The 24,672-nt window shown below is 50.5% G+C and carries 22 protein-coding genes and 1 tRNA gene; 14 read left to right on the top strand and 9 right to left on the bottom strand.

The window, feature by feature from the left end:
* The 4 genes from GN208_RS03800 to aspA form a co-directional block, all read right to left on the bottom strand.
* A tRNA-Phe gene (locus GN208_RS03800) sits at positions 1 to 73 on the bottom strand.
* Positions 74 to 200: 127 nt separating this feature from the next.
* Positions 201 to 773 carry a transcriptional regulator gene (locus GN208_RS03795; RefSeq protein WP_004240606.1) on the bottom strand — a complete coding sequence of 191 codons (573 nt, stop codon included), beginning with the start codon at positions 771 to 773 and terminating at the stop codon, positions 201 to 203.
* A gap of 115 nt (positions 774 to 888) precedes the next feature.
* Entirely contained in the window at positions 889 to 2,190 is a 1,302-nt protein-coding gene (locus tag GN208_RS03790; protein WP_004234961.1) for an anaerobic C4-dicarboxylate transporter, read from the bottom strand.
* Between the two features lie 115 nt (positions 2,191 to 2,305).
* Entirely contained in the window at positions 2,306 to 3,730 is a 1,425-nt protein-coding gene (aspA, locus tag GN208_RS03785) for an aspartate ammonia-lyase (protein WP_004234963.1), read from the bottom strand.
* Positions 3,731 to 4,108: 378 nt separating this feature from the next.
* Between aspA and GN208_RS03780 the strand changes: the two genes are divergently transcribed.
* The 7 genes from GN208_RS03780 to GN208_RS03750 all read left to right on the top strand — a co-directional run bounded on the left by GN208_RS03780 (position 4,109) and on the right by GN208_RS03750 (position 11,438).
* Positions 4,109 to 4,615 (top strand): FxsA family protein, encoded by a 507-nt coding sequence (locus GN208_RS03780; protein ID WP_004234964.1) that lies wholly within the window; start codon positions 4,109 to 4,111, stop codon positions 4,613 to 4,615.
* A 172-nt stretch (positions 4,616 to 4,787) separates the two neighbouring features.
* On the top strand, positions 4,788 to 5,081 hold the full coding sequence (locus GN208_RS03775) for a co-chaperone GroES (RefSeq protein ID WP_004240601.1): 294 nt from the start codon (positions 4,788 to 4,790) through the stop codon (positions 5,079 to 5,081).
* Between the two features lie 64 nt (positions 5,082 to 5,145).
* The gene (gene groL / locus GN208_RS03770; protein ID WP_004234968.1) at positions 5,146 to 6,792 is read left to right on the top strand and encodes a chaperonin GroEL; all 1,647 of its coding nucleotides are present in this window, start codon (positions 5,146 to 5,148) and stop codon (positions 6,790 to 6,792) included.
* A gap of 161 nt (positions 6,793 to 6,953) precedes the next feature.
* Positions 6,954 to 7,694 (top strand): MurR/RpiR family transcriptional regulator, encoded by a 741-nt coding sequence (locus tag GN208_RS03765; RefSeq protein WP_243828295.1) that lies wholly within the window; start codon positions 6,954 to 6,956, stop codon positions 7,692 to 7,694.
* Positions 7,695 to 7,964: 270 nt separating this feature from the next.
* Complete coding sequence (locus GN208_RS03760) at positions 7,965 to 9,521, top strand: PTS transporter subunit EIIC (protein WP_004234974.1); 1,557 nt, start codon at positions 7,965 to 7,967, stop codon at positions 9,519 to 9,521.
* Positions 9,522 to 9,532: 11 nt separating this feature from the next.
* Positions 9,533 to 10,903, top strand: coding sequence for an adenylosuccinate lyase family protein (locus tag GN208_RS03755; protein WP_015422996.1), 1,371 nt, complete (start codon positions 9,533 to 9,535; stop codon positions 10,901 to 10,903).
* Between the two features lie 187 nt (positions 10,904 to 11,090).
* Positions 11,091 to 11,438 (top strand): DUF4156 domain-containing protein, encoded by a 348-nt coding sequence (locus tag GN208_RS03750; RefSeq protein ID WP_004234982.1) that lies wholly within the window; start codon positions 11,091 to 11,093, stop codon positions 11,436 to 11,438.
* A 15-nt stretch (positions 11,439 to 11,453) separates the two neighbouring features.
* On the opposite strand, the gene GN208_RS03745 is transcribed toward GN208_RS03750, so the two are convergent.
* The 3 genes from GN208_RS03745 to epmB form a co-directional block, all read right to left on the bottom strand.
* Complete coding sequence (locus GN208_RS03745; RefSeq protein ID WP_004234983.1) at positions 11,454 to 11,681, bottom strand: hypothetical protein; 228 nt, start codon at positions 11,679 to 11,681, stop codon at positions 11,454 to 11,456.
* Between the two features lie 308 nt (positions 11,682 to 11,989).
* On the bottom strand, positions 11,990 to 12,772 hold the full coding sequence (locus tag GN208_RS03740; RefSeq protein ID WP_015422995.1) for a class I SAM-dependent methyltransferase: 783 nt from the start codon (positions 12,770 to 12,772) through the stop codon (positions 11,990 to 11,992).
* 99 nt (positions 12,773 to 12,871) lie between these two features.
* Positions 12,872 to 13,900, bottom strand: coding sequence for an EF-P beta-lysylation protein EpmB (gene epmB, locus GN208_RS03735; protein WP_004240597.1), 1,029 nt, complete (start codon positions 13,898 to 13,900; stop codon positions 12,872 to 12,874).
* A gap of 40 nt (positions 13,901 to 13,940) precedes the next feature.
* Between epmB and efp the strand changes: the two genes are divergently transcribed.
* Positions 13,941 to 14,507, top strand: a complete 567-nt coding sequence (gene efp, locus GN208_RS03730; RefSeq protein WP_004234989.1) for an elongation factor P — start codon at positions 13,941 to 13,943, stop codon at positions 14,505 to 14,507.
* Between the two features lie 54 nt (positions 14,508 to 14,561).
* Here the strand turns inward: efp and GN208_RS03725 are convergent, their stop codons facing one another.
* Entirely contained in the window at positions 14,562 to 15,401 is an 840-nt protein-coding gene (locus GN208_RS03725; RefSeq protein ID WP_004234991.1) for a hypothetical protein, read from the bottom strand.
* Positions 15,402 to 15,442: 41 nt separating this feature from the next.
* Positions 15,443 to 17,116, bottom strand: a complete 1,674-nt coding sequence (eptB, locus tag GN208_RS03720; RefSeq protein ID WP_004234993.1) for a kdo(2)-lipid A phosphoethanolamine 7''-transferase — start codon at positions 17,114 to 17,116, stop codon at positions 15,443 to 15,445.
* 256 nt (positions 17,117 to 17,372) lie between these two features.
* Here eptB and GN208_RS03715 point away from each other — a divergent pair, with 256 nt between their 5' ends.
* Genes GN208_RS03715 through GN208_RS03690 form a run of 6 tightly spaced genes read left to right on the top strand, consistent with a single transcriptional unit; the run spans position 17,373 to position 24,671 of the window.
* Entirely contained in the window at positions 17,373 to 17,993 is a 621-nt protein-coding gene (locus GN208_RS03715; protein WP_004234994.1) for a 4Fe-4S dicluster domain-containing protein, read from the top strand.
* A complete protein-coding gene (gene hyfB / locus GN208_RS03710) occupies positions 17,990 to 20,005 on the top strand; it encodes a hydrogenase 4 subunit B (RefSeq protein ID WP_004234996.1) in 2,016 nt (671 codons plus the stop codon). The genes GN208_RS03715 and hyfB overlap by 4 nt, the downstream gene beginning before the upstream one ends.
* An 11-nt stretch (positions 20,006 to 20,016) precedes the next feature.
* Positions 20,017 to 20,967, top strand: a complete 951-nt coding sequence (locus GN208_RS03705; RefSeq protein WP_004234998.1) for a respiratory chain complex I subunit 1 family protein — start codon at positions 20,017 to 20,019, stop codon at positions 20,965 to 20,967.
* A gap of 13 nt (positions 20,968 to 20,980) precedes the next feature.
* The gene (locus GN208_RS03700) at positions 20,981 to 22,423 is read left to right on the top strand and encodes a hydrogenase 4 subunit D (RefSeq protein WP_004235000.1); all 1,443 of its coding nucleotides are present in this window, start codon (positions 20,981 to 20,983) and stop codon (positions 22,421 to 22,423) included.
* Between the two features lie 12 nt (positions 22,424 to 22,435).
* Positions 22,436 to 23,086, top strand: coding sequence for a hydrogenase 4 membrane subunit (hyfE, locus tag GN208_RS03695; RefSeq protein WP_004235001.1), 651 nt, complete (start codon positions 22,436 to 22,438; stop codon positions 23,084 to 23,086).
* Positions 23,087 to 23,090: 4 nt separating this feature from the next.
* Positions 23,091 to 24,671: a hydrogenase 4 subunit F gene (locus GN208_RS03690; RefSeq protein WP_004240593.1), complete on the top strand. Its 1,581-nt coding sequence runs from the start codon at positions 23,091 to 23,093 to the stop codon at positions 24,669 to 24,671.
* Position 24,672 lies beyond the last annotated feature (1 nt).

Raw genomic sequence — 24,672 nt, 5'->3', positions numbered from 1 at the left:
TGCCCGGACTCGGAATCGAACCAAGGACACGGGGATTTTCAATCCCCTGCTCTACCGACTGAGCTATCCGGGCAACGGGGCGCATTAAACCGTATTCCGTGGTTTGCGTCAATGCCTTTCTGTCAAAAAACCATAAAAAAAGTGTGAGTGTGCTCTTTTTATGCAGAATGCGGACGCAATTTATGCATGTGGTGAATAAATCAGCTGAGTGCGCCGTTTTTACGGCAACGGGCGATAGTCAGCACATCTTCTGCCAGCCGCCGGGCGGTGGCGATATCATCGGTACTGCGGGATATCAGCAGTTTGCTCAGGCATCCTTCCAGAATCAGTTCCAGCTGACGGGCCACCATATCGCAATCATCAATATCCAGCTCTCTGAGCAGCTCTGTGGTAAATGCAAAGGCACTTTGTTTCTGCTGGCGGGATAACTGATGGATAGGGTGATCCGCATCAGGAAAGGCGCTGCTGGCCGCAATAAACAGACATCCCGGAAAACGGTTTTCGCGGACACGTTCCGCCAGTGCCGTGTAACGGGCAAGCAGTTTATCTTCACAGGACAGCGACTCATCCAGCAGAATGCGGCGCTGCCAGATATCAATCTGATTACCGTGGTAACGCAGGCAGTCGTAGAGCAGGTCATTACGGGTCGGCCAGAAAATCCGCAGGCGTTCGGGATCAATGTCCAGGTTATCGTTGAGGGTGGCTTCAGACATCAGAAGGCCGTGGTTTTCCAGCAGACTCAGTGCCTGATTGAGGACGTCTTCACGTTGCACAGCAGGTTCTCCCTGATAAAGGCATATGATCCAGAATAACGTGAGTGCTGATGAAAGGCGAGAGACGCAGGTAAATAAAATCCGCCCCGGAGGGCGGATTTATCAGTGCAGGGAATTACAGAACGACACTGCCGATCAGGAAGCCGAAGCAGACCGACAGTGCGACACCAATGGTGCCCGGGATAAAGAACGGGTGGTTGAAGACCAGTTTGCCGATACGGGTGGTACCGGTGTCATCCATCTGAACCGCCGCGACCAGGGTCGGGTAGGTCGGCAGGATAAACAGACCGGAAACCGCAGAGAAAGAGGCAATGGCAGTCAGTGGTGTAACACCCAGCGCCAGTGCCATCGGCATCAGCGCTTTGGCGGTGGCGGCCTGTGAATAGAGCAGGGCAGAACAGAAGAAGAAAATAACCGCCAGCAGCCACGGATGCTGCGTGATTAAATCACCGGCAGTCAGTTTGATCCACTCCAGATTTGCCTGAACGAAGGTATCGCCCAGCCACGCCACACCCAGGATACAGATACAGGCGCTCATCCCGGCTTTAAAGGTACTGGAGTTCAGGATGATATCCGTCTCTACCTTGCATATCAGGGTAATAAGTGTCGCGACACTGAGCATGATAATCAGAATGGCGTTGGTGGTGGACATAATCGGTTCAGACAGCAGCCCGACACTCTTACTGTTGACAACCGCAAAGACCACAACGGACAGGACACCGAGCAGGAACAGGAGAACAGACAGTTTGGCAGCTGGTTTGATGGCAGCTTTTTCACTGCGGTTCAGTTCCACCACGCCTTCAGCAAGACGTTTCTTAAAGACCGGGTCATTGGCGAGTTTGTCATCAAACAGCCAGGACACAATAAAGGACATCAGGATGATCGCGACAAAGGTGGATGGCAGCAGGATCATCAGCAGATGCAGGTAACTGACGCCCATCGGCTCCATGACCGATGACATATACACCACCGCCGCTGAAATCGGTGATGCGGTGATCCCTATCTGTGCGGCCACAACGGCGGTGGAAAGCGGACGGGAAGGTTTAATCCCCTGTTCTTTGGCAACTTCGGTGATCACCGGCAGGGTAGCCAGTGAAATATTACCGGTTCCGGCAAACAGTGTCAGAAAATAGGTGACGATCGGGGCGAGGATGGTGATATAGCGCGGATTGCGGCGCAGCAGTTTTTCAGTCTGCTGAACCAGATAATCCAGCCCGCCCGCGACCTGCATGGCAGAGATTGCAGCGATAACAGCCATTATAATGGAGATAACGTCGAACGGGATGCTGCCCGGTTTCACGCCGATGGCGGCGAGGGCAAGAACCCCCAGTCCGCCGGCAAAACCGATACCTATCCCTCCGAGGCGCGCCCCGAGATAAATGGCCAGCAGTACGATAATAAATTCGATGGCTAGCATAAGTGCTCCTGTAAAATCCCGTAGAAAAATGTTAAATTTTTGTAGTAGGGTAATAAAAAAGCACGTTACCTTGCGATGACGTGCTTTTGTGTTCTATGTATTTCTTATTATTATATTAGTCATCAAAGCGTTTTGCTTTATAGGCCGGATTCTTTAAGTTCTCAATTGAGAAAATATCATCCAGCTCAGCTTCTGTCAGAAGACCGCGCTCCAGAACCACTTCGCGCACACTCTTGCCGGTTTCCGCACAAATCTTACCGACGATATCCCCGTTATGGTGACCGATGAACGGGTTCAGGTAAGTCACGATACCGATAGAGTTGAACACATACGCTTCACAAATTTCTTTGTTGGCGGTAATACCGGAAACGCATTTCTCACCCAGGTTGCGGCAGGCGTTGCTCAGCAGAGAAATAGATTCAAACATCGCCTGGCCGATAGCCGGTTCCATTACGTTCAGCTGTAACTGACCCGCTTCGGCGGCCATGGTGACGCAGACGTCGTTACCGATGACTTTGAAACACGCCTGGTTTACCACTTCCGGAATCACCGGGTTCACTTTTGCCGGCATGATAGAAGAACCCGCCTGCATTTCCGGCAGATTGATCTCTTTGAGACCCGCACGCGGACCGGAGGAGAGCAGACGCAGGTCATTACAGATTTTGGAGAGCTTCATGGCCAGGCGTTTCAGCGCACTGTGCAGCATCACGTAAGCACCGCAGTCAGAGGTTGCTTCGATCAGATCTTCTGCCGGCACACACGGCAGACCGGTCACTTCCGCCAGTTTTTCCACCGCCAGTTTCTGATAGCCCGGTGCGGTGTTCAGCCCGGTACCAATCGCGGTGGCACCCAGGTTCACTTCCAGCACCAGTTGTGCAGAGTGGTGCAGGTTTTTGACTTCTTCTTTCATCAGGATGGCAAAGGCGTGAAATTCCTGGCCTAATGTCATCGGAACCGCATCCTGTAACTGGGTGCGACCCATTTTTAGGATGTCTTTGAATTCATTTGCTTTGGTATCAAATACGCCTTTCAGATACTCAACGGATTTAATCAGCTGGGTAATTGAATTATAGACGGCGATACGGAAGCCGGTCGGGTAAGCATCGTTGGTGGACTGGGCTTTGTTCAGGTGATCATTCGGGTTGAGGAACTCATATTCCCCTTTTTTATGGCCCATCAGTTCCAGGCCGATATTTGCCAGTACTTCGTTTGTGTTCATATTCAGTGAAGTACCGGCACCCCCCTGGAAAACATCCACAGGGAACTGATCCATACATTTACCGTGGATCAGGACTTCATCGCAGGCTTTGATGATGGTATCCGCAATCGCACGCGGAATAGTGTGCAGTTCTTTATTCGCCATGGCAGCGGCTTTTTTCACCATCACCATGCCACGGATAAATTCCGGGACATCATTGATTGTACGGTCGCTGATATAGAAATTTTCGATAGCCCGCAGTGTATGGACACCATAATACACATCGTCCGGTACTTCGCGTTTACCCAGCAGGTCTTCTTCGATACGAAAATTATTTGACATGAGAACCTTCTTTGATTGAATGGTTGTCTTACTTAATAGTAAAGACAGCAATTATATTATTTTGTCCGATATTAATAGAGAGTATCACTTAGTTTATTGCATTCTCAGTGATGATATTCTGTATTTGCGTTGAATCCTTTTAGCCAGATCACTTATTAACTGAAATGTTTGCACTATTATCACTCTTATGTGCGATAAATCACAAATATCATGTGCGATTCCGGCACATGCCGCGCTTGAAAACGTCTGAAATGACCCCATCATTATGAACATCCATGACTAAAAATCGAATTTACAGCGCGTCTCTTAGAAGTAGTTCACAAAGGCTGACAAAGGGGCGGTTTTTTACATCACAGTGCACCACATAAGGAAGACGTTATGCGTTGGTTACCCCTTATCCTCATTTGTCTGCTGATCTATATTGAGGCGGTCATTTTTGTTCACGTGGCATCCGCCATCGGTGTGTTTATGACACTGGTGCTGGTGGTGCTGACATCCTGTCTCGGCGTATCTCTGGTGCGCAATCAGGGAATGCGTAATCTGAGTCTGATTCAGCAGAAAATTCAGGCGGGTGAGAGCCCTGCGGCAGAGATGATCAAAAGCGTCTCTCTGGTGCTGGCCGGTATCCTGCTGGTCCTGCCGGGCTTTTTCACCGATTTCTTAGGGCTGCTGTTGCTGCTGCCGCCGGTACAGAAACTGCTGGTGTCCCGTGTGCTGCCGTTTATCCGCGTGTATCAGCCGCGGACGAACCCGTTCGCCGGTAACGCGGCAAACCGGGGGAATGTGTACGAAGGGGAATTTGAGCGCCGGGGTGACACTCCATCTCAGCGGCTCAACCAGTCACCGGCGTCACACAACGATGATAATCCGCAGGATAAACCCTGATATCTGAACAGTTTGGACAGAGACCGTGAAATTTCGTATTTTTTTCATCTCTGCCCCCTTGAACTTGTCCGGAACTGACCCCATCTGCTCAAACATGGCAATGGTATTAGTATCCGGCCTGAACCTTTAATCCACGTTATTTGATACGGATTTTTTTACAGGAGATCTATCAATGAAAATTCGTCCTTTGCACGACCGTGTTATTGTTAAGCGTAAAGAAGTTGAAGCGAAATCAGCGGGCGGGATCGTCCTGACCGGTACAGCGGCAGGTAAATCGACCCGTGGTGAAGTGCTGGCAGTAGGTAACGGTCGCATCCTGGAAAACGGCGAAATGAAACCACTCGACGTTAAAGTCGGTGATATCGTGATTTTCAATGATGGTTACGGCGTAAAAGCTGAAAAAATTGATAATGAAGAAGTGCTGATTATGTCTGAAAGCGACATCCTGGCGATTGTCGAAGCATAATTACACCGTACTGGTTGTACTCAGATCTTCTTAAACCATAAAAGCATTCGAAGGAATAGAAATAATGGCAGCTAAAGACGTAAAATTCGGTAACGACGCCCGTGTTAAAATGCTCCGTGGTGTCAATGTTCTGGCAGACGCAGTAAAAGTCACTTTAGGTCCGAAAGGCCGTAACGTTGTGTTAGACAAATCATTCGGCGCACCGGTTATCACTAAAGATGGTGTGTCTGTTGCGCGTGAAATCGAGCTGGACGACAAGTTCGAAAACATGGGTGCACAGATGGTGAAAGAAGTTGCCTCCAAAGCGAACGACGCTGCGGGCGACGGTACCACCACTGCAACCGTACTGGCTCAGTCTATCATCACTGAAGGCCTGAAAGCCGTTGCTGCGGGCATGAACCCGATGGATCTGAAACGCGGTATCGATAAAGCCGTTGTTGCAGCCGTTGAAGAACTGAAAAAACTGTCTGCACCATGCTCTGATACCACTGCAATCGCGCAGGTAGGTACTATCTCTGCAAACTCCGATGAAACTGTCGGTAAACTGATTGCGGAAGCAATGGATAAAGTCGGTAAAGAAGGCGTTATCACTGTCGAAGAAGGCACCGGCCTGGAAGACGAACTGGATGTTGTTGAAGGTATGCAGTTCGACCGCGGTTACCTCTCCCCGTATTTCATCAACAAACCGGAAACCGGTTCTGTTGAGTTAGAAAACCCGTACATCCTGCTGGTCGACAAAAAAATCTCCAACATCCGTGAACTGCTGCCGGTTCTGGAAGGCGTTGCCAAAGCAAGCAAACCGCTGATGATCATCGCAGAAGATGTTGAAGGTGAAGCACTGGCAACACTGGTGGTTAACACCATGCGCGGTATCGTGAAAGTGGCTGCGGTGAAAGCACCGGGCTTCGGCGACCGTCGTAAAGCGATGCTGCAGGATATCGCAACCCTGACCAACGGTACTGTTATCTCTGAAGAGATCGGTATGGAGCTGGAAAAAGCAACTCTGGAAGACCTGGGTCAGGCAAAACGTATCGTTATCAACAAAGATACCACTACTATCATTGATGGTGTGGGTGACGAAGAGACTATCGCAGCACGCGTTGGTCAGATCCGTCAGCAGATCGAAGATTCAACCTCAGATTACGACCGTGAAAAACTGCAGGAGCGCGTAGCGAAACTGGCAGGCGGTGTTGCTGTTATCAAAGTCGGTGCGGCAACTGAAGTTGAAATGAAAGAAAAACGTGCCCGTGTTGACGATGCTCTGCACGCAACCCGCGCAGCCGTTGAAGAAGGTGTGGTTGCCGGCGGCGGTACTGCATTAGTCCGCGTTGCGGCTGCTCTGACTGCCCTGACCGGTGATAACGAAGATCAGAACGTGGGTATCCGTGTTGCGCTGCGCGCAATGGAAGCACCTATGCGTCAGATCGTTGAAAACGCAGGTGAAGAACCATCTGTTGTTGTTAACACCGTGAAAGGCGGTAAAGGTAACTATGGTTACAACGCAGCCACCGAAGAATACGGCGACATGATCGCAATGGGTATCCTGGATCCGACTAAAGTAACCCGTTCTGCTCTGCAGTTCGCCGGTTCTATCGCGGGTCTGATGATCACCACTGAAGCGATGATCACTGAACTGCCTAAAGACGACAAAATGGATTTAGGTGCAGCCGGTGGTATGGGCGGCATGGGCGGTATGGGCGGCATGATGTAATCATGTAGTCTGACTGCAATTGTTTGCTGAAAAAGCCCGTAACCTGATTGGTTACGGGCTTTTTTTGTCTGTCCGGTTTGTATTTTATAATATCCCACTGTTTATCATCATTATGAGGTATTATTGAGAGATACCGCTGCTGAAATGGGGGAGTGCCGGATATGCTGGATTTTCTGAAGAATTACGACAACTTAACCGTCAGTGAGAAGAAAGTATTAAAATATCTTACGGAAAATATTGCCGATATTCCCTGGTTAAATATTAATGAATTAGTCGCCAAAACGTTTGTGTCCAAAACGGTGATTATCAATTTATCTCAGAAATTAGGTTTCAGCGGGTTTAAAGAACTTAAATTTCAGATTAACAATCATATCCTCTCACAAAATAAAGCAGAGAAAAAAGCACCGGCATCCTATAAAAAGCAGCTCGAGAATAATATTCATAAGACCTTCACACTGATTAATGAAGATCAGATCCGCGATTGTGCAAAAACATTGCGCGGTTCACGGAATATCTTTCTGGTGGCACGGGGAACCAGCAAGGCAGTCGGTTACTATCTGGAGCATTTATTATTTTCGCTGGGACTGCACTGCTTTTTTATTAATGATTATAACCTTTCTGATTCCTTTACCCGCCTTGTCAGCAAAGATGACACCGTGATTTTTATCTCCCTTTCCGGCGGAACTAAAAAGATCATTGAAACCGCAAAAATCGTCCAGCTGAAAGATGCCCATATCATCAGTATGACTGCCTTCCACACGAATGAACTGACCACATACGCAAATAACACACTCTTTTGCTTCTCTGACAGTTATGACACCAAACGGGATGACTCAAAGTCCAGAACAGGGTTTTTTATCCTGGTGGATTTATTAATTAATAAGCTGGAAAGTTTGCTGTAAATAAACTCATTATTTAGCTTAAGTTGAATTGAATGCTTTTTGTTCAATAATTCCTGCTTTTTTTAAAATAATCGTTTATTCAGAAAATCATTAACAGAACGTCTTAAAAATTATTATCATCCTGATTTTTAAATCATTATCGCCTTAGAATGACCCGGGTCATAATTTAAGACCTGAGATAATATTTAAAACCGTACCATCATTTCATTTCAAAAACGCAGTGCTAGTATTCCGGGTAATATCAATATTCTTCGTCGCAGGGAAAATAATATGGCTAAAAGAAAATTCGGAGAGTCGATCCAGCGCTTTGGCCGGACACTGCTCCTGCCAATCGGGGTTTTGGCTCCGATAGGTATGATTCTGGGGATCAGTGGTGCATTAGTGCAGACCTACATGATTGCCCGGTTTCCTTTCCTCGGAAATGAAACGGTTAACGCACTGCTTGTCAGTATCCGCTCTATTGCGGGCGTTATTTTTGACAATATTCCACTGCTCTTTGCCATGGGGGTTGCCTACGGGATGAGCCAGCGTGATAAGGGGATCGCGGTCTTCGCCTCCGTGGTGGGGTATTTGTCGCTGATTATCACCATGAATATCTGGCTGGTACTCACCGGCAAACTGGCTGATCCGGCCATTATGGGACAGGTGGGGCAAATTAAGGTTCTGGGGATCCAAACCTTAAATATCAGTGCCGCCGGGGGGATCATTACCGGTCTGATTGCCGCCTGGGCAACGGACAAGTTTTACAACCTTGAACTGCCGACTGCCTTCGCTTTCTTCTCCGGTAAAAAATCCGTTTCCATCATCATGGTCGGCCTGATGATCATGGTCGGCGCGACATTACCGTTTATCTGGGAAGTGCTGGTTCAGGGGCTGATGAAGCTCTCTGCTGTCTTTCTGAGTCCTGTCGGTCCGTTCTTTACGGCGGGCGGTGAGCGTCTGTTTATTCCGTTCGGTCTGCACCACGTCTGGAACGTGCTGTTCAGATTTACCGAAGCCGGCGGTACCTATGTGATTGACGGACAAACCTATGTCGGTGTTGTTCCGGCGCTGACTGAAGTGTTATTCAAACAGGGCCCCGGAACTGAATACTGGGCGATGATGCCAAGCCTGACGCGCTTTATGGCGCAGCAGCAAATGCTGGTGACGCTGTTCCTGTTCCCGGCAATCGCGTTAGCTATCTATAAAACATCGAAGAAAGAGAACCGCGCGGAAGTGAAATCCATGCTGGTGACGATGGTACTGACCGCCATGCTCGGTAACGTCACGGAACCGCTTGAATTTACCTTCGTGTTTATCGCACCGCTGCTGTATTTAATTTATGCCATCATCGTGGGTATTGGTGCGGTATTGCTGTCATTCGCCGGTGTCGCGATTGGTTATATCCGCGGAACCATCTTCGATTTCACGATTTTCGGCCTGCTGTACGAACGTACTAACTGGATATTCCTGGTGCTTATCGGTACCGGTCTGGCGGTGGTGACGTTCTTTATCTTCCGCTGGGCTATCCTCCGGTTTGATATTAAAACGCCGGGCCGTGAAGAATCCAGCAATCTGAAAAACACGTTAATTAAAGAAAAACGTTATGGTGAAATTGCGGAAATTCTTATCGAGGCGTTAGGCGGAAAACAAAATATCCGTAACGTTGATAACTGTATTACCCGTATGCGTATCGATATCGCAGAAGTGAATAAGATTGATAAAGAGTTAATGTCGGAATCAGGATGTACTGCATTCTTCTTTCCATCGGCAAACCACGTCCATGTTGTTTACGGACCGAAGGTTGAATTTGTCCGCAACGCTGTTGATGAAGCAATGAAGAAATAAAAGGATATATGATGAGAGCTTTATATGATTCTAAAAGTAAAACCATCGATGACCGCGGCATAAAAGCGCTGCTGTCAGATGAGGCCAAATACAATACCTGGCTGATGTTTGAATCAGTGCTAGCTCAGGCACAGGCAGAACTGGGGTTTATTCCCCGGTCTGCTGCCGATGAAATTAAAGAAAAGGCGGTTATTGAGAATATCGATTTTGAAGAGATGAGCCGTATCTATCAGAAAATCGGTCATGGCTTCGTACCGTTTTTAAAAGTATTAGTGAATGCCTGCTCGGAAGAGAGTGGTAAATATATCCATTACGGTATTACCACACAGAATATTCAGCAAAGTTCGCAACTGTATATGATGAAGACAGTGCATAATAAATTTATGCTGCTGTTAAGCGAGATCCTCGAAAATTTATCGCGTCTCGCAGAAAAAACCAAACACATGGTGATGCCGGGCAGAACACACGGCCGTCACGCCATTCCTATCACTTACGGCTACAAAGTGGCGGTGTGGATCAGCGATTTTATTGATTGCAGCCAGCGCATGAAAGAGTGTGAAAAGCGTGTATTCACTATCATGATGGGCGGCGCGGTCGGGGCATTTAACACCATGCCGGGCATCGGGCTGGAAGTCCAGAAGCGGGTTGCTGAACTGACCGGCATGCATGCGATGGAAGTGCCGTCCCGCAACCTGAGCACTCATAAACTGGAATATATGGCGAACCTGGCGCTGATGGCGAATATCTGCCACAAAATCGGTGAGGAAGTTTACAGCACCACGCTGGAAGAGATCGCGGAAGTTTCCGAAGGCTTTACCAAGGGTACCGTGGGCAGCAGCACCATGCCGCACAAAATTAACCCGAAACTGGCCAAAGGTATTATCGCGAACTCCCAGAAACTGTACTCACTGCCGGGTGTCGGCATGTACTCCGCCGTCAGACCGTATGAGGGTGACAGCAGCTCTTATATGTTATTCGACGGACTGATCGAGGAAGCACTCGAACTGACCACCGAAGTGCTGCTGAGAACAGAAGAGCTCACCAGAACCATCGTACCTCATGAAGAGAGAATGCTGCACAACGTCATGAGAAACAAAGGGCTGGATAACACCGAATACGTGATGATGAAAATGGCGGAAAAGCTGGGTAAGGATAAGGCGCATTCATTATTGTATGAGGAAGCGATTAAAACCGCTGCAGATGGTGAGGATTTCTACACAAACCTGACGAAAAACGACACTATTACCGCTGCCTTCAGCAATGAAGAAATCAAAGCAATGTTAGATCCGCGCGCGTATATTGGTCTGTCTGTCGAAATCGCCGAAAAAGAAGCGAAACGCGGTTCAGATGCCGCTCAGAAAATTAAAAAAGACTATCAGTAAATTACCGGGCTGACACAGGAAAAACCAAACCGGCACTCTGAGGAAACTCAGGTGCCGGTTTTTTTATGCATAATTTGTGGCTGATTGCGATCAGCGGGTGGTTTTCAGCGATTAGTTTTTGAAGTCGCTGCCACAAAGTGGTTAAATTAGCTGTATAAATTTTTTCCAACCGTGAATGAGGAAAACTATGCGGATTAAAATGTTACCCGGTGCGCTGGCACTGTTATTACTGGCAGGCTGTACGACCACGAACGAACTGAGCTCCGCCGGATCACAGGTCCGCTTTTCCGAAGAGCAGCCACCGGCAGAATGTCAGAAATTAGGTGAAGTTACCGGTGTACAGAGCAACTGGATGACCGGCGTCGGTAACGAAAGCAGCTCCATGCGCGGTGCGGCAAATGACCTGCGTAACAAAGCTGCGGCCATGGGCGGTAACGTGATTTATGGTCTCGGCAGCCCGGCAGAGTCAGCGATTGTGTCCAGCCTGATCCCGGTGGATAGCAAGCTGACGGGTCAGGTATTTAAGTGCCCATAATTTAACGAATTCGCGTCATCCTTCAACCTGCAGCGGTGTTGGCTTCGTTCGGCCACGCGGGTCACATACTGGTGTATGCTCCCCGGATGTCCTCACTTTGCCGCCTTGCTGCAGATTGAATGATTTAGCGAAATTGTCTGAGTCAGATACAAAAAAACCACCGTCAATATAAACGGTGGTTTTTTTATTCAGATGTGAAAAGCGCGGGCGGCGGGTAAAGAAAACAGAAAGCATGCGGGCCATGGATGACGCGCCTGAGCGTATACGCGTCATCCTTTCGCCCATAGCCGCGTTGGCCGCACTCAGTGTCCCGGGTCACATACTGGTGTATGCTCCCCGTGCCCCTTCACTTGCCGCCTTGCTCTGAGCGAAATGATTTAGCGTATAACAGGGATGTGTTTACCGCGTCTTTCTGTTTTTGCCTGTTACCGGTGCAGATACCGTAATCACAGTCTTAAAGTATTCACAGCGACTTTCTGCTTTTACCGGTTATCAGCATGGCACTGTAATCACGGTTTGTTGTATCTGTATTTACAAAAACGCATGAAAAATCAGCCAATCTTCACTGCCGCAGTCGCAATAAATGTCGGCAGATAATTATCGATAACAAAACGCGGGTTCGGTTGCCAGTCCTCATAAAAATCTGTCAGATGAAAACCGGCTTTCAGTTGTCCGCCGATCAAATCTGTCAGGGAATGACCAAACACAAAAGCTTCCTGCCGTGCCTGCTTCTCTGCCAGTTGCTCCGGTGTTAATGCTGTCAGTTCAGAAAACGGCATTTTATATGCTGGTTTTATAATGCCTTCTTCGCGGTATTTCGCATCACGATCGCCGACAAAGACCACTGAATTAAAGAAACTGGCCAGCAGTGTACCACCGGTTTTCAGTACGCGGTGGCATTCACGCCATACCGGATTCACATCCGGGATATACAGATTGGAAATCGGATGGAACACGCAGTCAAAAGTGCCATCCGCAAATGCGCTGAGATCCCGCATATCGCCCTGTACCGCCTTAAGTGTCAGCCCGTCGCGCCGGGCAACCTGACGATCGTGCTCAAGCTGTTTATCTGATAAATCAAACACCGTCACATCCGCACCGGCGGCAGCCAGTACCGGGGCCTGCTGACCACCGGCAGAGGCCAGACAGAGAATGCGTTTACCTTTTACATCCCCCAGCCAGTCTTTCGGCAGCGGCTGCGGGGTGAGATGCACATCCCAGTTTCCTTGTTTGGCAGCCGCAATCAGCTCTGCGCTGACCGGTGTTGACCACGCCTGTTGTTGTTCCGCCTGTTTATCCCACGCGGCCTGGTTTGAGGTTAAAAAATCCGTCATAATTTTGTACTCCATAATACATAATGTACGCAATTTAACCTGTCTGAAGTTACCTGTAAAATACTATTTCTTCAGATGACCGTGTTTACGTGGTAATACTCAGCTCTGACGCAGACGGAGATCGATCGGCGTTTTACTCGGTTCACCGCCGATTTCCCGGGTCAGACGCGGCACCAGATACCCGGAAATACGCGGCAGAAGATCATGCATGATGCGGCGGGCTTCATCATCACTGATCAGAAAATGTCCCGCACCCTGTACTTTATCCAGCACATGCAGGTAATAAGGCAGAATACCGGCGTCAAACAGCGCATTACTGAGCTGTGCCAGCACCTCTGCATTGTCATTCACATCACGCAGAAGAACGCTCTGATTGAGCAGGGTAACGCGGCTTTCACGCAGCTGATTCATTTTTTCTTTCAATGTATCGTCGATTTCATTCGCGTGATTGATATGTGTGACTAAAATTATCTGTAGCCGTGAATCGCGGAAACGCGCGGTCAGTCCCGGCGTAATGCGTTCAGGGATCACGACAGGCAGACGGCTGTGAATGCGCAGCCGCTGAATATGGGGAATCGCTTCCAGTTGCGTCAGCAGCCAGTCCAGTTCATGGTCTTTTGCCATCAGCGGATCACCGCCGGAGAAAATGATTTCATTGAGTTCAGGATGGTTAGCGATATAATCGAGCGCCTGCTGCCAGTTATGTCTGGTGCCTTTATTGTCCTCATACGGGAAGTGACGGCGGAAACAGTAGCGGCAGTTGACCGCGCACCCGCCTTTCACTAACAGCAATGCCCGGTTGTGATATTTATGCAGTAGTCCCGGAACAACACTATGTTGTTCATCCAGCGGATCGTCAGAGAACCCCGGGGTCAGGTCAAATTCAGCCCTGTGTGTCATGGTCTGAAGTAATAACGGATCGCGCGGATTGCCTTTTTCCATTTTGGCGATAAAAGGACGGGGGACACGCAGAGCAAACAACCGGCGGGCATCAGTACCGGCACGCCAGTTTTCGTCCTGTTCCAGACCTAATATTGCCAGCAGTTCTGTTGGGTTAGTGACAGAATCAGTGAGTTGATGCAGCCAGACTTCTCGGGCGGGTTGTTTTTGGGTTACAATATCGACCATTTTTTTGGCTATGCCATTTATTTAAAATTAGAGGATTTCCATGGCTACTTATAGTACCAACGAATTTCGCCAAGGTCTTAAAATTATGTTAGACGGCGAACCTTGCGTGGTTGTTGAAAGTGAGTTTGTTAAACCGGGTAAAGGTCAGGCATTCGCCCGTGTGCGTCTGCGTAAACTGATCTCCAACAAACTGCTGGAGAAAACCTTCAAATCAACAGACTCTGCGGAAGGCGCTGATGTCATGGATCTGAACCTGACTTACCTGTACAACGACGGTGAGTTCTGGCACTTCATGAACAACGAAACTTTCGAGCAGCTGGCTGCGGATGAGAAAGCTATCGGTGATAACGCCAAATGGCTGATCGACCAGGCTGAATGTATCGTTACCCTGTGGGACGGCCGTCCTATCGCGGTTACCCCGCCAAACTTTGTTGAGCTGGAAATCACGGAAACCGATCCGGGCCTGAAAGGTGATACTGCCGGTACCGGCGGTAAACCAGCGACCCTGAGCACTGGTGCAGTGGTTAAAGTACCTCTGTTCGTGCAGATTGGTGAAGTGATCAAAGTTGACACCCGTTCAGGTGAATACGTTTCCCGCGTGAAATAAGATTACGTGATGAATTACAAAACCGCCACTGAATCAGCGGCGGTTTTTTTATATTCAGTAATATTCATAACGGTAACGCTGAATGGTTTGTAAGACCGGCTCCGGATTGTCATCCGCAGAATAGCCGTAATAATCGGCGATATAATTTTTTTGCAGCAGACAGTTACCGTGATGATCCCATTGTTCACAACGTTCGGTGAGTACATTCAGCAGTTCGCTGCCGCTGTAAATAGAGATTAAAGTGACTGATGGCCACGGCTGAGCAGTGTAAGTAAAGCGGGTCTCTGAGGAACCGGAGCCACGGGAAACGTGTGACAGGCGGCCTTGTGAATCATAGCGGTAAAAGAGACTTTCTGATTTTTCTCCGTCCGTTTTCACCTCATCCATACTGTGGAGCCGGCTGTTTTCCCAATTGATACGGGCAGTAACGGCATCCTCCTGTTCATCGTCACCGGTATTTTTATTCAGTAAGGTATAGCCGGCAATCTGTCCTTTATCATTTATCGTCCGGGTGATGTCTGTTTGTGAATTAATGTGTTTACCGTGAAATTTGTATTCTGCTGTGCCGGTCAGGTGAAGCGGATTATCCGGATCTGTTTTGTACTGTTCTTTCCGGTAAACATCCGGGCTTATCAGATAGTACATCTGCTGCTCATACTGCGTCACGGCACCGCACGGTGACAATGTAATGGTGGTTTCGCTGCTGCCGTAAGATTTTTGTTTGTTATTGCGTGTGGTAACCACAGATTTGACCGGCCCGTTCAGATACAGGCCGGTGATAATATAGGTATTTTCCCGGTTCAGCTGACGCTGCGCGTCCGTACAACTGCTGTCGTCTGCCATTGCTGCGGACAGCGGCAGGCAGAGCGCCAGCAGGGTAACTGTTTTTCTCATCCTTAAATTCTCTCTCTGTATCAGCGGATGAGGTTACTGTATCACCGATAGCAGAGATTATTTTTATTATTAATCCCGCCGTCGGATGATGTCACACCGGAACAGCCGAGAATGGTATCGAATAATTCATGATGGAAAAATGTCCGCGTCCGGCTGTTTTCTTTCAGGTTATCAAACAGAGACGGGTTATTTTTGATGTAGTTATCTGACATCCAGACAATAAACGGCACACGGAACTGCTCCGGCGGGGCAATATGCCGTGGCGTACCGTGCAGGCGCATCCCGTTATTTTCGCCCAGGGATTCCCCGTGATCGGAGGTATAAAAGACAATCGCATTTTTGTCTTTTAATTTTTCTGTCAGATCATGCAGAAAGTGATCGGTGTATAAGATCGAATTATCATAAGCATTGATCTCTTCCTGTATGCTGCATTTGGTTCCTTCCTCTGTGCATTCCGGCATATATTTGCGGAACTCAGGCGGATAACGCTTGGAATAAAGATGATGTGAGCCTTTGGTATGTAAAATAATCAGGTTCTGCCCCTGTTTTTTACGGGCGAGCATATCATCAACTTCGTCCATCAGTAATTCATCACGGATAGCTTTGCCCGGCGTTCTGTTCTGAGCGGTGATCATCTCACGGATCAGATAATTATCCAGGTCGAGCCGGTTATAGAACCAGACTTCACTTTGCATGGAAAACAGCTCGGAATAAAAGCCGTTCTGTTTCATCACAGAGAAAACATTATTTTCGGTAACTGTCCGCTGTTCGTTATCTTTTACGCCGCCTTCACGCACAAACATGCAGCGCAGCGATAATTTGGTGGAGGTATCACAGGACTGACCTTTAAAGGCGATAACGTTTTTATCGGCAGATAATAATGGCGTTGTTTCCCGTTCATAACCGAGTAATTGCATATGATCCCAGCGGGCGGTTTCGCCTATCACGAAAACCACATATAAATCGTCATTCTGCGGCGCCGGAGTGTAAGTAAATTCATCGGCCGGGTCGAATAAATCAATTTCATTAAAGGTATCGTCATATTTGACCACCGCATACTGTACCAGCGGCACAATCCAGTTGGTCGGTAAATAGGAGTAACTCAGCTCTCCGCCATAACTCGACACATCAATACTGCCGTTCATTTCAATTTTTTTCTGATTGGCATCCGCCAGTTTTAAATAACCGAAAATCAGAACCGGAATAACAATAAACGTAAACAGAGCGAGTGCCCGGCGGCGTGATGCCGTTTGTATGCTTGTTTTTTTTGCCGACCAGATCAGAAATAAAGCCGGAACGGAAAGCAGTGAGAACCAGAGATAAAAATGCCCGCCGACAGCTTCCTGTGACAGTTCAACACTGTCCGTTGCCAGCGTTGAAACTAAAATTCCGTAACCGATAATCACGTCATAAAACATCACGTAGTAACTGACAGCGATACTGACCAGAATAATAAAGCTGCTCAGAATCTTAAAACTCAGTAATCCGGTTTGGGCAATGAGCCGGAACAAGAAGAAGCTGAACAGAACATTGGCAAAAATTTCAGCAATCAGATAAAGGGAACCATAGTCTCCGGCCAGTAATAACTGGTTCTGAGCACGGGAAAAATACACGGTGTAGTTGAGAAAAAAGCCCAGAAACAGGGCAAGAACAGCAGAAACAACAAATTCATTTCTTAGTGTGTTTAATAACGGACGTATTGGCATCGGGTACATCACTTCATCGCTAAAGAGAGTTAGAGAAACGATCGGTTACTTGGTTCAATATTTATTCATTAATCATCTGCATCATAACTGATGACAGCAGACCGCATGACATTTTTGTCGTCATTAGTGTCGAACCGACAGTTATCCGCCCCTGAAAATTACGACAATATACTGATAAATATCCATTTTTACACATGGCATGAAAAATGCTTAGCAAGGGTATCAAACTATATGACTCGTCTGATTTTTCTGGAGGGTGGGGCGAATGAATCGCTTTGTTATTGCCGACCCGCATCTTTGTATCGGATGTAATACCTGTATGGCGGCCTGTTCTGAGACGCATAAACAGCAGGGATTACAAACACATCCGAGATTGAATGTGGTGAAAATCGGGGAACTGACCGCGCCGATGCTTTGTCGTCAGTGTGATGATGCTCCGTGTGCCCGTGTGTGTCCGGTGAATGCCATTACACACGAAAATGACATGATCGTGCTGAATGAAAGCCTGTGTATCGGCTGTAAACTGTGCGGTCTGGTCTGTCCGTTCGGGGCTATCACCCCGTCAGGCAGTAAACCTGTCGATATGCCGGATTTCTTTGAGCAGTATGTGCCGAAAGAGATGCTGCTGGATGTGCCGGACAGTCTGCCGACCATGAACCCGTTCCTGGCATGGAATGCCGGTATCCGTAATATCGCGGTGAAATGCGATTTGTGTGATTTCAGTGAAGAAGGACCGGCGTGTGTGAAAGTGTGCCCGACCGATGCCCTCCATCTCGTTGAAGAGAATCAGCTGGAAAACGAAAGTGCGAAACGTCGTACCGCGTCTGTCGATGCGATGCCGCCGGAGTTCGACATTTTCGTCTCAGGACAGGAGAGCAGAAAATGACATCTCTTGAATTACTCTTATGGTCCGTTGCCCTGTATACCGCCGGCGGTTTTATTTCGCTGCTGTTTAAACAGCAGGAAAAAATGGCAGTGTATGTTGCCGGGATCACGGCGATTGCCGGCGGGATCCTCGGTTTATTCAGCGCCGTTCCGGTGCTGATGAGCGGCGAAACACTGACGTTCTTCGCTCAGGGACCTTTCCCGTTCGCCCATTTTGTCGTCCGCCTCGACAGCCTCGCCGCCTTTATGGTGATGGTGATTTCGCTGCTGGTGACAGTCAGCGCTCTGTATTCCCTGAACTATGTGCAGGAATATCTGGGACGCGGCGCGTGGAGCATGGGTTTCTTCCTGAACCTGTTTATCGCCTCTATGGTTGCCCTGGTGGTGATGGACAACGCCTTCTGGTTCATCATTCTGTTTGAAATGATGTCGCTGGCCTCCTGGTTCCTGGTGATCGCGGATCAGGATGACAAATCCATCCGCGCCGGTCTGCTCTACTTCTTTATTGCCCACGCCGGTTCTGTGCTGATTATGATCGCTTTCTTCCTGATGTGGCGCGAAAGCGGCAGTCTGGATTTCGATTCCTTCCGTCAGCTCTCACTGTCTCCGGCGATGGCCTCTGTGGTCTTCCTGCTGGGTTTCTTCGGCTTCGGTGCCAAAGCGGGTATGTTACCGCTGCACAGCTGGCTGCCGCAGGCTCACCCGGCTGCACCGTCTCACGCCTCCGCACTGATGTCCGGTGTGATGGTGAAAATCGGTATCTTCGGGATCATTAAAGTCGGTATCGACCTGCTGGGTGCAACCCAGGGCTGGTGGGGTATCGTGGTACTGGGCTTCGGCGCGGTCTCTTCCGTTCTCGGCGTTATGTATGCGCTGGCGGAGCACGATATCAAACGTCTGCTGGCGTGGCACACCGTGGAAAACATCGGGATTATCCTGATGGGTGTCGGTGTGGCAATGGTCGGCATGGCGAATGATATGCCGGTGCTGGCGACGATTGGCCTGCTCGGCGCGATTTATCACCTGCTCAACCATGCGGTGTTTAAAGGTCTTCTGTTCCTCGGTGCCGGTGCGGTGATTTACCGTATCCACACCCGTGATATGGAAAAAATGGGCGGCCTCGCCAAACTGATGCCGCTGACTGCAACCGCGTTCTTAATCGGTTGTATGGCGATTTCCGCGTTACCGCCGCTCAACGGCTTTGTCAGTGAGTGGTACACCTATCAGTCACTGTTCTCAATGAGCCATGACGGCACATTCATCATGAAAATCAGTGGTCCGATTGCAATTGTGATGCTGGCGATTACCGGTGCACTGGCGGCGATGTGTTTCGTGAAAGTGTACGGTGTCAGCTTCTGCGGCGGTCCGCGCAGTGAAGCCGCCACTCATGCCCGCGAAGTGCCGTGGACAATGACTGCCGCAATGCTGATTCTGGCCGTGGTGTGTGTGCTGCTGGGTGTCGGTGCGAGTGTGATTGCACCGGTTCTGGCGAAAGTAGCGATGACCCTGACCGCAGGCACGGATGTGACAGTGGCACAGGGCGCGATGCTGGTACCGGATTCCGCTGCTCAGGCCATGATTTCACCGGCTATGACATTCCTGTTACTGCTGGCACTGCCGCTGATCCCGTTCATCATCTATCTGGTCTTCAAAGGCAAACAGATGAACTTCCGCCGCAAAGGCGACGCCTGGGCGTGTGGTTATGCCTGGGAACGCGATATGTCCGTATCTGCCGGTGGCTTTACCCAGCCGCTGCGCTCAATGTTTGCGCCGCTGTACCGCATGCGCAAACAGCTTGATCCGTCAGCCCGTCTGGCTCACGCCTTAGACGTGACCAAAGCCGGGGCCGGAAAAGTCGAGCCATTCTGGGATGAACGCATTATTTATCCGCTGGTGCGCGGGATTAACCGTTTCGCCAAACGCATTCAGTGCCTTCAGGGCGGGGATTTCAGACTTTACTGTCTGTATGTCGTGGCCGCGCTGGTCGTTCTGCTTGTTGTGATTGCGGCGTAAGGAGAGAAACCATGTCGATTCAGGATACACCTACATTGATGACGGGGCTCTTCGCAGTGGTTCAGGCGATTTTCCTGCTGCTGCTGACGCCGCTGTTTACCGGCATCTCCCGTCAGATCCGCGCAAAAATGCACTCCCGTCAGGGGCCGGGCATTATGCAGGATTACCGTGACATTACCAAACTGCTGAAACGCCAGTCCGTGGCACCGCGTGATTCCGGGTTTATTTTCCGGGTGATGCCGTATGTGCTGCTCAGCAGCATGCTGCTGCTGGCGATGGCGCTGCCGGTTGTTACCACAACGTCACTGTTCAGCGGGGCAGGCGACCTCATCATCATTTTATATATTTTCGCGCTGTTCCGCTTTTTCTTCTCCCTGTCCGGTCTGGATACCGGCAGCCCGTTCGCCGGTATCGGTGCCAGCCGTGAGCTGACCCTCGGCGTGCTGGTGGAGCCGATTCTGTTCCTCGGACTGCTGGTGGTTGCGCTGATCGCCGGTTCGACCAATATCGGCAGCATCAGTGCCGTAATGAGTCAGGGCTGGGTATCACCGACCGCCACTTTCCTGGCCATGCTGGCCTGCGGTTTCGCGACCTTTATCGAAATGGGCAAAATCCCGTTCGACGTCGCGGAAGCCGAGCAGGAACTGCAGGAAGGGCCGCTGACCGAGTACTCCGGTTCCGGTCTGGCGCTGGTGAAATGGGGGATCGGTCTGAAACAGGTGGTTGTGGCAGTCCTGTTTCTCTCGATTTTCTTCCCGTTCGGCAGTGCATCCGTTCTGACCGCAGGCAGTCTGCTGCTGGCGCTGGGACTGATGCTGGTAAAACTGCTGGTGATTTTCGTTCTGGCATCGCTGGTCGAAAACAGTCTGGCCCGTGGTCGTTTTCTGCTGACGCATCATGTGACCTGGTTAGGATTCGGCGTGGCTGCGCTCGGATTCGTGTTCTATCTCACCGGTCTGTAAGGAGCGATAAAGCATGTTAGAAAATATTGCACTGGCGACCCTGCTGATTCCGTTTGCCGGGGCGTTGCTGGTCAGTGTCCTGCCGACGCGCATGGCCCCGTGGCTGAGTACCTTAGTCGCGCTGCTGGCCTCTCTCGGTACGGCGGCACTGGGCTGGCTGTATCTCGACGGCGGTAAGACCGCCACCACACTGGAACTGGTTCAGGCCGGTAATATCGCGCTGTTCGGCTTTACCGTTGACGGCGTGAGCACTCTGATTGCGTTTGCGGTGGTGTTCCTCGGCTTCCTGATTTGTCTGTACTCCACCGGCTACCTGACTGAAGGTAACCGCGAGCACGCTCACGGGCCGACCCGCCGCTATTATGCCTTCCTGCTGATTTTTATCGGCGCGATGGCGGGCGTGGTGCTGTCATCCACGATTCTGGGGCAGTTACTGTTCTTTGAAATCACCGGTGGCTGTTCATGGGCGCTGATTGGTTACTACCAGACAGAAAAAGCCCAGCGTTCCGCAATGAAAGCGCTGCTGATCACACACGTGGGTTCCCTCGGCCTGTTTATGGCGGCGGCAACCCTGTTTATCAGCACCGGTACGTTTGCCCTGAGCGCGATTAACCAGCTGAATGAGGCACAAAGCCTGATCGTCTTCGGCGGGATCCTGTTTGCGGCATGGGGTAAATCAGCCCAGCTGCCGTTACAGGCCTGGCTGCCGGATGCGATGGAAGCGCCGACACCGGTGAGTGCGTATCTGCACGCCGCGTCTATGGTGAAAGTGGGCGTTTACATCTTTGCCCGCAGCATCATGTCTTCTGACCATGTGCCGGAAATCATCGGCTGGGTCGGCGTGGTGATGGCCGTTATCACGCTGGTGTATGGTTTTATGATGTATCTGCCGCAGAAAGATATGAAACGACTGCTGGCCTGGTCAACCATTACCCAGCTGGCGTATATCTTCCTTGCGCTGTCTCTGTCCATTTTCGGATCCAAAGAAGCCTTTGACGGCGGTATCGCGTACATCTTTAACCACGCGTTTGCCAAGAGTCTGTTCTTCCTGGTGGCCGGTGCGCTCAGCTACAGTTGCGGGACCCGTATGCTGCCGCGTCTGCGTGGTCTGTCAAAACGCTATCCGCTGCTGGGTGTCGGTTTCTGTGTGGCTGCGCTGGCGATTGCCGGGGTGCCGCCGCTTAACGGCTTCTTCAGTAAATTCCCGATTTTCGCGGCCGGTTTCGCGTTATCTGAACAGTTCTGGATCTTCGCGCCAATCATGGTGCTGGTGCTGATTGAATCTGTTGCCAGCTTTGCCTGGCTGCTCTACTGGTTCGGCAAAGTTGTGCCGGGCGAGCCGAGCGAAGACGTGGCAAACGGAACTCCGGTTCCGGCAGCAATGCAGTGGGTTATCGGCCTGCTGATTGTGATGTCGTTCTGTTCAAGTGTTATCGCCGTCATCTGGCTCGGTTAAGGGAGAGAAAGTATGACTGGTTCCATTATTGTGAACAATCTGGCGGGGCTGATGATGATCACCTCGCTGCTGGTCATCGGGGCGAAGCGCCCGGTGGCTTCCTGCTGGTTCTATGCACTTCAGTCTCTGGTGCTGGTGGCGATTTTCGCCACGTTGTCACAGACACTGGATGCACCGCAGCTGGGCATGTGGGCGATCACCGCCTTCGCGACCAAAGTGGTGCTGGTGCCGCTGATTATGGGCTATGCCTTCCGCAAACTGTCTGATCCGACCGCCAACGGCGGCGTGATAAGCCCGGCCTGGCTGATGCTGGCTGCGGCGGTGATTGTGGTGCTGTGCTGGTTTGTGGTCGAACCGGTGAAACTGCCGATGGTGGCGGATCTGAAACCGGCACTGGCGGTTTCCCTGGGTCACTTTATGCTGGGCTTACTCTGCATCGTGACACAGCGCAACATCCTGAAACAGGCATTCGGTTATTGCCTGATGGAAAACGGATCGCACCTGACACTGGCTCTGCTGGCGTATAAAGCGCCGGAGCTGGTGGAAATCGGTATCGCGACGGACGCCATTTTCGCTGTGATTATCATGGCGGTGCTGGCACGTAAAATCTATCGCACGCTCAACACACTGAACGTGGATCAACTGACCGCGCTGAAGGGGTGATGAGATGAGTCAAATCATGTTGTTAACGTTATTAATGGCAACGCCGCTGGTGATTTCACTGCTGGCATTTGCCTGCCGCCTGGCAGGCGGCGGGGCGAAAGGTGTGGTCACCCTGGTGCATACCACCGGTATCTCCCTGATGCTCGTCTTCTCGCTGTGGATGGTGTACACCATCAGTGCGGAAGGTGATCTGCTGATGGCGAACCGCTGGATCCACCTGGACAGCCTGGCCGGGTTATTCCTGGCGATCCTCGGGATTGTCGGTTTCCTGACCGGTCTGTACTCCATCGGTTACATGAACCACGAAGTGAATGATGGTGAAGTGAGTGTGGCAACACTCTGTAACTATTACGGTTTCTTCCATCTGTTCCTGTTCACCATGCTGCTGGTGATCACCAGTAACAACCTGATCCTGATGTGGGCGGCAGTAGAAGCCACCACACTCAGTTCTGCGTTCCTGGTGGGTATCTACGGACAGCGCTCTTCCCTGGAAGCGGCGTGGAAATACATCATCATCTGTAGTGTGGGTGTGGCGTTCGGTCTGTTCGGCACCATCCTCGTGTATGCGAATGCGGCGAGTGTGATGCCGGATCCGGAACTGGCTATCTTCTGGACCGAAGTGCTGAAACATACCGCGCTGCTGGATCCGACCCTGATGCACCTGGCCTTTGTGTTTGTGCTGATTGGTTTCGGTACCAAAACGGGTCTGTTCCCGATGCACGCCTGGCTGCCGGATGCACACAGTGAGGCGCCGAGCCCGGTCTCCGCGCTGCTGTCCGCGGTTCTGCTGAACTGCGCACTGCTGATTATCATCCGTTACTACATCATTATCACCTCGGCTATCGGCGGGGAATTCACACAAACACTGCTGCTGGTCTTCGGCCTGCTCTCTGTGGCTGTGGCGGCATTCTTTATCCTGATCCAGCGTGATATGAAACGCCTGCTGGCGTACTCCAGTGTGGAAAACATGGGGCTGATCGCGGTGGCGCTGGGTATCGGCGGCCCGCTGGGTGTGCTGGCCGCACTGCTGCACACACTGAACCACAGCCTGGGTAAAACCCTGTTGTTCTGCGGTTCCGGTAACGTGTTACTGAAGTACGGCACCCGTGATATCACGGTGGTCAAAGGGATGCTGCGCACCATGCCGTTTACGGCAGTTGTCTTTGCGGGCGGCGCGCTGGCACTCGGTGGTATGCCGCCGTTTAACGTGTTCCTGAGTGAGTTTATGACGGTGGTTGCGGGTCTGGCGGCTGATCATTTCTGGCTGACGCTGCTGCTTTTGATCCTGCTCACTATCGTCCTCGGCGGGTTGGTTAGAATGGTATCGAAAACCCTGTTCGGCGCACAGCCTGACTGCGTGTCACGCGGCGAGGCAGGGATCCTGACGACATTGCCGATGGCCATCCTCATTGTACTGATGCTGGTGATGGGCACCCACATTCCGCAGCCGGTCAGCCGTCTGCTCGAAAATGCCGCCACTATTGTCCTGACGGACAGTGCATTACCAGGTACAGAATTAACCACCCCGGACTACCGCTGGCCGTGGGGTGTTGATACAACATCCACATCATCGCAGGAGAAATAAA

This window comes from Morganella sp. HSTU-ASny43, from assembly GCF_022819185.1.
In the GTDB taxonomy this organism is placed as follows: Bacteria; Pseudomonadota; Gammaproteobacteria; order Enterobacterales; family Enterobacteriaceae; genus Morganella; species Morganella morganii.
Note: the sequence above shows the minus strand (reverse complement) of the source record. Positions and strands in the feature narration are given on the sequence as shown.